The organism is Streptomyces sp. WM6378, from assembly GCF_001279695.1.
GTDB lineage: Bacteria > Actinomycetota > Actinomycetes > Streptomycetales > Streptomycetaceae > Streptomyces.
Genome location: NZ_LGDD01000055.1, coordinates 1 through 9,635 on the forward strand (window position 1 = coordinate 1; position 9,635 = coordinate 9,635).

11 protein-coding genes are annotated in these 9,635 nt (G+C 68.7%); 6 read left to right on the forward strand and 5 right to left on the reverse strand.

The annotated features are described in order from the left end of the window. Positions 1-208 precede the first annotated feature (208 nt). Complete coding sequence (locus ADK54_RS07910) at positions 209-895, reverse strand: hypothetical protein (RefSeq protein WP_107090482.1); 687 nt, start codon at positions 893-895, stop codon at positions 209-211. A 282-nt stretch (positions 896-1,177) separates the two neighbouring features. Between ADK54_RS07910 and ADK54_RS07915 the strand changes: the two genes are divergently transcribed. Next, positions 1,178-1,741 carry a hypothetical protein gene (locus tag ADK54_RS07915; RefSeq protein ID WP_107090483.1) on the forward strand — a complete coding sequence of 188 codons (564 nt, stop codon included), beginning with the start codon at positions 1,178-1,180 and terminating at the stop codon, positions 1,739-1,741. 104 nt (positions 1,742-1,845) lie between these two features. Beyond that, complete coding sequence (locus ADK54_RS48215; protein ID WP_267886983.1) at positions 1,846-2,106, forward strand: response regulator transcription factor; 261 nt, start codon at positions 1,846-1,848, stop codon at positions 2,104-2,106. A 310-nt stretch (positions 2,107-2,416) separates the two neighbouring features. On the opposite strand, the gene ADK54_RS07925 is transcribed toward ADK54_RS48215, so the two are convergent. From ADK54_RS07925 to ADK54_RS07935, 3 genes are all read right to left on the reverse strand, one after another. Beyond that, positions 2,417-2,659 (reverse strand): hypothetical protein, encoded by a 243-nt coding sequence (locus ADK54_RS07925; protein WP_053724822.1) that lies wholly within the window; start codon positions 2,657-2,659, stop codon positions 2,417-2,419. Between the two features lie 395 nt (positions 2,660-3,054). After that, positions 3,055-4,320 carry a sensor histidine kinase gene (locus ADK54_RS07930; RefSeq protein ID WP_053724823.1) on the reverse strand — a complete coding sequence of 422 codons (1,266 nt, stop codon included), beginning with the start codon at positions 4,318-4,320 and terminating at the stop codon, positions 3,055-3,057. After that, entirely contained in the window at positions 4,317-4,985 is a 669-nt protein-coding gene (locus ADK54_RS07935; RefSeq protein WP_199826897.1) for a response regulator transcription factor, read from the reverse strand. Before ADK54_RS07935 ends, ADK54_RS07930 begins: the two co-directional genes overlap by 4 nt. 164 nt (positions 4,986-5,149) lie before the next feature. Here ADK54_RS07935 and ADK54_RS07940 point away from each other — a divergent pair, with 164 nt between their 5' ends. From ADK54_RS07940 to ADK54_RS07955, 4 genes are read left to right on the forward strand one after another with little or no spacing between them, the layout of a single operon-like run. Continuing rightward, positions 5,150-6,265, forward strand: coding sequence for a HAMP domain-containing protein (locus tag ADK54_RS07940; RefSeq protein ID WP_053724825.1), 1,116 nt, complete (start codon positions 5,150-5,152; stop codon positions 6,263-6,265). Then, entirely contained in the window at positions 6,265-7,461 is a 1,197-nt protein-coding gene (pgsB, locus tag ADK54_RS07945) for a poly-gamma-glutamate synthase PgsB (RefSeq protein WP_234391961.1), read from the forward strand. The genes ADK54_RS07940 and pgsB overlap by 1 nt, the downstream gene beginning before the upstream one ends. After that, positions 7,458-7,931, forward strand: coding sequence for a poly-gamma-glutamate biosynthesis protein PgsC/CapC (locus tag ADK54_RS07950; protein ID WP_053724826.1), 474 nt, complete (start codon positions 7,458-7,460; stop codon positions 7,929-7,931). The genes pgsB and ADK54_RS07950 overlap by 4 nt, the downstream gene beginning before the upstream one ends. A 5-nt stretch (positions 7,932-7,936) precedes the next feature. Further along, positions 7,937-8,968, forward strand: a complete 1,032-nt coding sequence (locus ADK54_RS07955) for an NlpC/P60 family protein (RefSeq protein WP_234391962.1) — start codon at positions 7,937-7,939, stop codon at positions 8,966-8,968. Positions 8,969-9,094: 126 nt separating this feature from the next. On the opposite strand, the gene ADK54_RS07960 is transcribed toward ADK54_RS07955, so the two are convergent. Continuing rightward, the gene (locus ADK54_RS07960; protein ID WP_053724828.1) at positions 9,095-9,289 is read right to left on the reverse strand and encodes an SCO3870 family protein; all 195 of its coding nucleotides are present in this window, start codon (positions 9,287-9,289) and stop codon (positions 9,095-9,097) included. Positions 9,290-9,635 lie beyond the last annotated feature (346 nt).

The window sequence follows — 9,635 nt, forward strand, 5'->3', positions numbered from 1 at the left end:
ACACGATCCACGGCCGCGACTGTCTCTTCCCCACACCCACACCAACGAACAGCCAAGCCGACAGTCACGTCAACAACCACTTCTGTTAGGGCCTCTAAGAGGTGGGTGTCCGGGGCGTGTCCGGCCCGTATCGCCACACGACCCCGGCCACTCGGACTGGCGATACGGGTGATTGGGCCTGGCCATGCTCTGGCGGCCTCTGTTCCTGCTACGGGAGTCCGACTTTGGCCAGTGCGGTGGTCCAGTCGGTGGCGATGGCGCTCTGCGCGGCGGCGAGTTGGACTTTCCCTGAGCACACCGCCTTCGACAGTTTGGACTCCACCACGTCCTTCGGATTGTTGGGGCCGGCGCCGGGCTTGTGATCGGGCGAGGGGGGTTCGACCCAGAGGTTGCGGGGGTCGTCGGGGTCTCCGCCGAGGACGAGGGAGATGAGGTGATCGTATTCGCCGTCGCCCATGGGTCCGGTGTACCCGTACGACTTGGCGTTTGCGGTCTTCTCCGGACCGGTGACGGATACCGGGGGCCGGATCGTGCCGGTGTAGCCGGACTTGCAGACGGTGGAGGCCAGGTTCTGCTGTGTCACTTTGGGGTTCAGCGCGCCGGGCGTGCACTTGGGGTCGGGCAGGGGCTGTTTGTCCGTGGTGTACCGGTATTTGCAGGTGCCGGGGGCGGGCTGGCCCTGGACGGTGTATTTCGTCTGCGGCCCGGGTCCGTTCTGCAGTGCCCGGGGGGCACCGTCCGCGGGTGGTGCGGTCGCGGTGCCGGGGGAGCCGGCTCGGCTGGATGCCGGGTGCTTGGTGTCGGGGGCGCTCTTGCCGGTGGAACAGCCGGCAACGGCGAGCAGGCAGGCAGCGATGGCTGCGGTGGTGACGGTCGGACGACGGCGCACGGTCACGGCAACTCCCGGACTGGACGGCGATGGTGTCGCGACGTTTCTACCCTTCTCTGGACCGTGTTGTCTTCCGCGGGTCCAACTGGCCCCGATCGAGGGACGCCGGGTCGCCAGGCCACCAAGGAGCCCTGATTTTCTGGTCATGGGACGTCCATGGGTGGGCAACGATTGCGCACGTTGCCCGTTGTTCACCTCCAGGATCTACCCGCATAGATCCTGCGGCTGGTGTCATGCCGTCAGCTGCCCGGCAACCCGGCCGGGCTCTGATGCGACGGAGACCCCCACATGTATGCGATACGCCGACTCGCCCCCACCCTGGGCGTGTTCACCCTCGCCGCCGGTGCGCTGACCGTCGGCACGGCCAGCGCCGCCCACGCCACCGCGACTTCCCCCACCTCGGTCGTGGCTTCGGCGTCGTGCTCGCAGTCGTACCTGCCGCTGCCCGACCCGGTCTGTCAGCCCGGCGCCTACAACCCCGACGTCACCCAAGCCACGATCGGGTCGACGATCTGTGTGTCGGGCTGGACGTCCACCGTGCGCCCGCCCACGTCGTACACGAACCCGCTGAAGGTCCAGCAGATCGCGGCGTACGGCTACAGCGACACCAGCACCGCCGACTACGAGGAGGACCACCTCGTCCCGCTGGAGCTGGGCGGCGCACCCCGAGACCCGAAGAACCTGTGGCCCGAGCCGCGTTACAGCACCGGCGGCAAGACCGCGGGGAACAAGGACACCGTCGAGAACCGCCTCAAGACCGCCGTCTGCAACGGACAGGTCCCCCTCGACGACGCACGCCAGGCGATCGCCACCGACTGGACCACCGCGCTGGCCGCCGTCGGCCTGAACTGACCCCGCCGCCTCGGACCGTCCCCGCTACGCCCTTGCGCCCCAACCTGGGCGCAGCGGTGGACATCCATTGAGCCGAGGGACACGAGACGGGTCGGGCGGTGGACGTGGCACCGCTCAGCTTCTGGTGGCTGCGCCGATCGAGGCCGCCAAGCGCTTCGTGCGGCGGCTGCCGCTGCATCCACTGCGCGGGGCACCAGCGCAGGGAGCGCGGCGTGCTGGAGCTGGCGCTCGAAGGACTGCCTGCAAAGCAGATCACCCGCCGCCTGGGCCTGTCGCCCCACACGGTCAACGACCGCTTCAAGGCCATCTACCGCAGGACCGGGGTGACCTGCCGAGAGGAGCTGATCGCGCGGCTGTGCCGGTGAATTGCCACGGTTCTCCGCCCACTGCATCGCTCAGGGCTGGGTTGTGGGCGCGCTCTCGGCCCGAGGCCGACGAGAGGAAGTAGGAGATCGAGCGGCTCGAACTGCTGCGGGTCGTCGGCCTCCAGGGCCTCACCCGCAGCGCATCGGAGGGGCGTGAGGAATGCTGACGGCTTCCGAGGGCCCGGGCGTGCATGTGGCCGGCGCCCATTCCGCGTTGACGGGTGGCAGGGGCGCCGGCCGACTACAAGGGCCGCAGGTTCTTCCGCGCCTGCGAGTTCTGCCGACCCGACACAGAACTCGGAATTGTCGGCTAGCTGTGTCCGCGGTGGATGTGCTCGCGGTTGTTGCAGGCGTCGTTCACCGCGTCGCTGGTCCAAGGTGCGGCCACCGGGACGAGTGCGAATGCCTGCTTGCAGACACTGGCAGTGAAGGGGCTTTGGTGGCTGGCGACGTTGATGCCGCGGCCCAAGTCGGTGCCGTCGTCGGCGTGGGCTGAGGTGGCGAGCGCGAGACCCGCCATGGTGAGCGCGGCGAGCGCGCTGATCTTCTTCATAGCCGGGTCAACGACACCGGATTGGCCCAGGTCACGCCGCTGCTTCTCGTCCCGACGAGTGCACGACGGTGCTCATGGCAGATCTTTGCCCGGCTCCCACTGCGGGCGCCGCGTGCGGACGCCAGGCAGAAGTACTCGGGAGAAGGAGCGGGGCTCTTGCCCGCCTCGTGCTCACGCCGAGGCCGAGAACCTCTCTCGTGCATGGCTCATGGCTGACCCGGCAGTCACCCGACGCGGACTTCAGTGCTCACCACGGCGTGAGAAACGCCGATTTCGGCTGTGTTCCGGCCGGTCGTGTTGTTGAGGAGGGGCCGGGGCGGGGTGATCGTGGACCAGGAGAATGGCGATCACGATGTCATGGCGGCCGCGGCAGCCAGAAGACTTCGATCGCTCTTTCACGGGAGGTGCTTGGTGTGGCCGGGGAGGCGGAGGACGAAGCGGGCGCCACCTCGTGGGCTGGTCTCGACGGTCAGTGTGCCGCCGTGGGTGTGGGCGACCCAGGAGGTGATGGACAACCCCAGGCCGGTCGATCCGGAGGTGCTGTGGAAGCGTTCGAACAGCGAGCCGGCCAGGGTGGGAGGGATTCCCGGGCCCGCGTCGTCGATGGTGACGGTGCCCTCCGGCGAGACGGTGAGCTCGACTTCGGCTCGTTGTCCTGGGGCATGGCCATGGGCGAGGGCGTTGTTGAGCAGGTTGGCGAGCGCCCGACGCAGCAGGTCGGGATCGCCCACAACAACGGTCGGCTGGGTCAGGACCGTCACGTGGTGCCCGTGGGTGGCGGTGTCGTCGACGACTGCCTCGACGAGTTGGTCGAGGCGGAGGGGCTCGCGGGCGACGGTGGCGACGCCGGCCATGAGCCTGGCGCGGGTGAGCAGCCCGTCGATGAGGTCGCTCATTCGGCTCGCCAGGCGTACCGTGCGGTCCAGCGCCTCGCCGCGCAGGGTGTCGTCGTCACGGGCTGTCTCGGCGAGGGCGCGCAGGGAAGCGGCGGGAGTGCGCAGATCGTGGGCCGCATCGGCCAGGAACGCCTCCTGCTGGCGGAGAGCGGTCAACGCCGGGCGGATCGCCCTGCCGGACAGCAGGTGCCCGGCCATGGCCGACAGCGACACCAGGACCGCGCAACCCACCGTCAGGAGAGTGACCAGCTGGCGGTGTTCGGCCTCGCTGTCGGCGGTGTCGACGGCGGTGACCAGTGCTCCGCCCCAGGATCTGTCGTCCGGCCCGGAGAAAGGGGTGGCGAGCAGCCGCACCGGGTCCCCGTCCGGCGTTCGTGTGTCGGCCCAGGTCGCCGAGCCATGGCGCAGCGCGGCCACAGCGACCGTATGAACGTCATCGGGTGCGATGGGGACGCATGGCCGCGGCGGCGTACGGGCCACGGTCAAGTGGTCGGCCGTGCCGGACAGTACGGTCAGTGGCGGGCAGTCGCTCTCCACGGTGTCGATCAGGGGCTGGAGATCGAGACGACGGTTGTCGTCGTAGTCGATCAGACTGACGGCGTGGTCGGCCTGCAGGTCCATGGTCGCTTCGAGCTGACGGCGTGAGGCGGCGGTGTCGCTGTGAAGGGCGAACACCGCAAGCCCGACCAGGCCGACGAGGCTGGTCAGGGTGAACAGTGCGGTGAGTCGCCAACGAAGGGTGCGGATGCGGGCTTCGGCCGTCATCCGCCGCTGCCGGTCGAGGCCAGCTGGTACCCCACACCCCGGACCGTGTGGATCACCAACGGGTCACCGAGTTTGCGGCGCAACTGGGAGACCAGCACCTCGACGACGTTCGAGTTCGGCTCGGCCATCTCGTCCCAGCAGCGCTCGATGAGTTCGCCGCGAGGCACTGCCTGGTCCAACCGGGTTGCCAAAAGCTCCAGGACGGCGAATTCCTTACGGGTCAGCACCAAGAGCACACCGCGGCGGCGGACCTGGCGTCGCGCAGTGTCGATCTCAAGGTCGGCGACTTGGTGGACCGGCGCACGCACCACCTCCGCGCGTCGGCACAGAGAGTGCACACGCGCCACCAACTCGGGCATCGCGAAAGGCTTTACGAGATAGTCGTCGCCACCGCCGGCGAACCCCGCGACGCGGTCGGCGACCGTGTCGCGGGCCGTGAGGAACAGTACGGGCTCCGTCCGGCCTGCCTGACGAAGGCGCTGCACGTAGCCGACTGCATCCCCGGACGGCAGCATCCGATCGAACACCACGCAGTCGTAGCGGGTGACGAACAGGGCCTCGTCCGCGGCGGGCAGGTCCGGGACTCCGTCGACGGCCAGTCCGTCATTGCGCAGTGCCGCGACCACCGCGAACCGCAGATCACCCTCGTCCTCGACAACCAGTATGCGCACGGCGGTCAGGATAGTCGCCCCCCGCCTCATCAAAACCTCAGGAACTTCCCGGGATCCTCCTACAGGGCCGAAAACCCCAACACCGCTGAAACGGGAGGGGATTGACAAGTGCTGCCCTGTGTCCGGACCATACTCGACTCGCAATCAGAGGTGGCCCGGTGAGCGGGATCTCCGCATCTCGCCCCGGCCGCACCCGCAGGCTCGCCTCCTCGGTGTGGCTGCCTTGGACATGCGGTCTGCTGGCGCTGCTCACGGTCGCGGGGACCGTGCTGGCCGCGGGTGGCCGGTTCGAACGGGGCGTCACCGTCCCCACAGCCGTACTCGACGGCCAGCAGGCGGTGACGACCGGAGCGGCCCAGCACGTGCGGCGCGCCCTTCGGGCCGCCGAGCTGGACCTCGCCCAGCTCGCGGAAGGCCTCACCCTGGGGTCCGAACCGGCCAAGTTCGACAGCCAGGTCAAGCACTTCAACAAGCGCTACGGGCGCTACCGCAGCGTCTACGTCCTGGATGCGCAGCGACGGGTGCTCGCCCACGCCGGGGCGGCCGCGCACCCGGACCAGGTTCCCGAACGACCTGCGAACGCCGGGAGCAGCGAGGCGGTCCGCATCGACAAGGTGCCGGTAGTCGTGCAGTACGCGCCGTTCAGCTACGGGAACAACGACCGGGCGATCGCCGTCGCCGAGTACGACCTCGCCAAGCTGCGAAACGCATTCGACGCCGTCCAGCCGGCGACCGCATGGGTGGTCGACACCAAAGGGGAAGTACTCGCTTCCACGGCAGGCTTCACGGCTTTTCAGCCCCTCGCGCGAGAGGAACTGCGCCGTGCGGCACGTACCGACAGGCCGGTGGTGTCGATGGGCGACGGCAGCGCGGACGCCCGGGAGATCGTCGCGGGCGCGCCCATAGGCGGCGGGAAGCATCCCGGCCCGTCGTGGAGTGTGGTGACCGCCCGCAGCGTCAACACCGTCCTGTTGCCCGAGACCCGGGCCCGGGACCAGGCCCTGCTGCTGGCCCAGGTGCTGGCCGTGGTGACCCTCGGCCTGTTCGGGTGGCTGTACGTCATGTGGCTGCGCCCGCTGCGCCGCCTCGTGCGCGATGCGGAGCGCGTGGCCGACGGTGATCTGCGCGATGTCGTGGAGGTCCGCCGGTACGACGAACTGGGGCTGGTGGCCCGGGCGTTGGAGCGGATCCGGGTCGGCATGGCCGCCGAGGCGACGGCGAGAGCCGCGCATGACCGCAGGGTTCCTGCTGTCGTGTCCCGAAAGGTGCCGTGATGATCCTCTATCTGTACACCGTCTTCACACTCACCTTGCTGGCGCTCTTCCTGGCAGGTGTGGCCGAGCGGCGCCGCCACGAGCGCAACCTGGCACGGATCCCGGTACGGATCCTGGTCAACGGCATCCGCGGCAAGAGCTCCATCACCCGCCTGACTGCCGGCGCGCTGCGCGGCGGAAACCTCACTGTGGTGGCGAAGACGACGGGAACAGCGGCTCGGTTCATCCATCCGGACGCCACGGAGGAGCCGGTCTACCGCAAGTACGGCATTGCCAATGTCGTCGAGCAGATCGGCATCGTCCGCCGGGCTGCCGCGGTCCGGCCCGATGTCCTGGTGATGGAATGCATGGCCGTCCAGCCGGCGCTCCAGGAGATCAATCAGAAGGTGCTGGTCCGCTCGACGATCGGGGTGCTCTGCAACGTCCGCGAGGACCATCTTGACGAGATGGGCCCGACGTTGGACGACGTGGCGCGGTCGTTGTCACGGTCCATGCCGGACGGCGGGGTGTGTGTGACAGCCGAGCAGGACCGCCGCGCGCTGCTGGAGCTGGAGGCCTCCAGCCGCCACTGTGAACTCGTCGTGGCAGAACCCGAGTCGGTCTCGGACGAGGAGATGGCGGGCTTCCGCTACACCACCTTCAAGGAGAACGTGGCGATCGCGCTCTCGGTCGCCGCCCGGCTGGGCGTGGACCGGGCGTCGGCGCTGCGCGGGATGTATGCCGCTCCACCCGACCCCGGTGTACTGACCGTTGAGGAATACGAGACGGAAGAAGGCACCGTTCGTCTGGCGAACATCTTCGCCGCCAATGACCCGGAGTCCACCGTCATGAACTTCCGCCACCTGGTGGATTCCGGTCAGATCAAGCCCCCCTTCATCACCCTCATCAACTGCCGCCCGGACCGGATCGAACGCAACGGCCAGATGGGGCGCATCGTGCGCGAACTGGACACCGACACGTTGGTGCTCATAGGGCACCCGACCAGATCCGCGCGGGACGCCGTCCCGGCCCACTGGCCCGGGCGGATTCTGGACCTCGGCGGACCGCAGCGGGACCCCGCCCAGATCTGGCGCGCCATCGCCGATCAGGTCAGCGGCGCGGCCTCGCTCGTGGCGGTCGGCAACATCCACGGCCAAGGGGAACGGCTGCTTGAGCACGTGGGATCACTCGCCCCGGCACAGCGAGCCGTCCGGTGAACGCTCCGCTGTCGGTCGAGGTCGCCACGCTCGGACTCGCCATCGGACTGCTCTTCGGGCTCGGCTGCTATCTGGTCACCAACCTCTCTCCGGGCGGCATGATCACCCCGGCCTGGCTGGCCGTCACCCTGCTTCAGGACTGGCGCAGGATCCTGCTCATCGCCGCCGTCACCTGCCTCACATGGGCCGCTGCTGCCGCCGCCAGGAAGGTCGTCATCCTCTTCGGCAAGCGGCTGTTCGCCGGCGTCGTACTGCTGAGCGTGTTCCTCCAGATGACCCTCTCCCTCTTCCTGCTCAAGGAGTACCCGCTGCTGTTCACTCATCAGACCCTGGGCTTCATCGTCCCCGGTCTGATCGCCTACCAGTTCCTGCGACAGCCGGTCGTGGCCACCGCTACGGCCACAGCAGCCGTCACCGGACTGACGTACACCGTCCTGGCCAGCGGGCTCCTGCTCCACCTGGCGGGGTGACAGTGGTGAGGACTCAACCGCCAACGGCGCAGCCGACGGCGTCCGACGCACAGCCCCCCGCCGACCGGCTGCGAAAGCTCTGGCACAGGCCGACGTTCCTGGCCGCTGTCCTGGCCCTGGCCCTTGTGGCACTGGCAGTGGTCGTCTTCGTCGTGCATGACGAAGACGGCCACGAGTTCGTACGGCTGGCCGGGACCCCCCGCACGATTGCCCGCGACGCCGACGGCAGGACCGTGGCCGTCCTCACCGAGGACGCCCGCACGGTGGTGTTCACCGGCCCGGAGCGCACGTTCGCGGAGCCGGCCACGACCACGGCCACCGTCACCACAGGCGCCGTGGTCCGCCTGGCGCCGCGTCCTTGGCACTCCGGCGCACAGCACGAGGACTGGTTCACGAGCTGGTTCAGCACCGCCCTGACCAACCGCGGGCCCGACGTACTGGACATCGCGACACAGTACGTCCGAGGCACAGCCGACCGGCACGACGACAACGGCATCCGATACGCGGGCCCGGCCACCTACGGCCCGCTGGGAGACGGCGACGAAAGGCAGGCAACCGCCGACTTCAACGACTACCTGGGCATCGGCTGGACATATCCGAACGGACGCCATCGCGAACCCAGGAGTGACTTCTACGGCTCGGTGGACTGCTCCGGCTTCGTCCGAACGGTGTACGGGTACCGCTCGGGATACCCCCTGGAGTTCAAACAGCCCACAGGAGAGGGGCTACCCCGTCGCGCCGTCATGATGGCCGAGGACGGTCCCGGCGCCCGCATCGTCGCCAACACCCACCGTCAAGCCTCCGACTTGAGCGCCCTCCAGCCCGGGGACCTGGTGTTCTTCGACGCGAGCCCGGACGCGGGACACCGGATCGACCACGTCGGTATCTACCTCGGCATCGACTCGACCGGACACCACCGCTTCATCTCCAGCCGCAAGACCGCCAACGGCCCCACCATGGGCGACGAGGGCGGCACGTCGCTGCTCGACGGCTCGGGTCTTTACGCGCACGCCTTCCGAATGGCAAAGCGACTGTGAACCGAGGCGTCGTCCAGCCGACCCGCAGCTCGGCGGCGTCGCTGGTGCCCGACCGGTGGGTCCTGGACGGGCGACGGGAGCCGGGCACTTCTCCTGGCGTCCGTCGCTGCGGTCGAGGAGCTCAGTTCAGTGGCTTTGGCGGGCTCGGGCCCACGTCACGGCAGTCATGATCGCGGTGAAGTGCATCAGGACGGACGCAAGGGCCGCGCCCTGGACGTGGGGCTCGTAGCCGGACGCGCGCAACTGGATCGCGAGGAATCCAAACGCGGTCCCGAGCGCCACGAGTGCGGCACACAGAGCTCCGAAAGGGAGCTGCTTCATCCCGGTTCCTCCACACAGTGGGACAACGTGATCACCACCGACCGTACGTGTACGCGCTCAACTGCCCACGCCTGCCCCGGGACCCTCCAGGCTCAACGAGAGCCGCACCATTCGCTTTTGTAGTCGCGCCCGCGGCCCCGGGAGGCTGCCGGCGGACAGGGCGCACCCGTCCCCACTTCCAGGTATGTCTTTTTAGTCTGAATGAGCGCAGTTTGTGACGTTTTGTGCATTCTCCTCGTTCCAGGGGTGTCTGGTGGATCGGGGTCGGGCAGGTCGCGGCGTCCGGTGCGGTGCACCGCAGGGCGCCGGAGCGTCTTCCTGGGTCCCCTCTGGCCCGTGAGGGCTT

Bases quoted from the DNA above. Each gene is read 5' to 3' on its own strand.
- pgsB (WP_234391961.1), top strand. From the start codon at position 6,265: ATGATCCTCTATCTGTACACCGTCTTCACACTCACCTTGCTGGCGCTC.
- ADK54_RS07915 (WP_107090483.1), top strand. From the start codon at position 1,178: ATGTATGCGATACGCCGACTCGCCCCCACCCTGGGCGTGTTCACCCTC.
- ADK54_RS07960 (WP_053724828.1), bottom strand. From the start codon at position 9,289: ATGAAGCAGCTCCCTTTCGGAGCTCTGTGTGCCGCACTCGTGGCGCTC.
- ADK54_RS07930 (WP_053724823.1), bottom strand. From the start codon at position 4,320: ATGACGGCCGAAGCCCGCATCCGCACCCTTCGTTGGCGACTCACCGCA.
- ADK54_RS07925 (WP_053724822.1), bottom strand. From the start codon at position 2,659: ATGAAGAAGATCAGCGCGCTCGCCGCGCTCACCATGGCGGGTCTCGCG.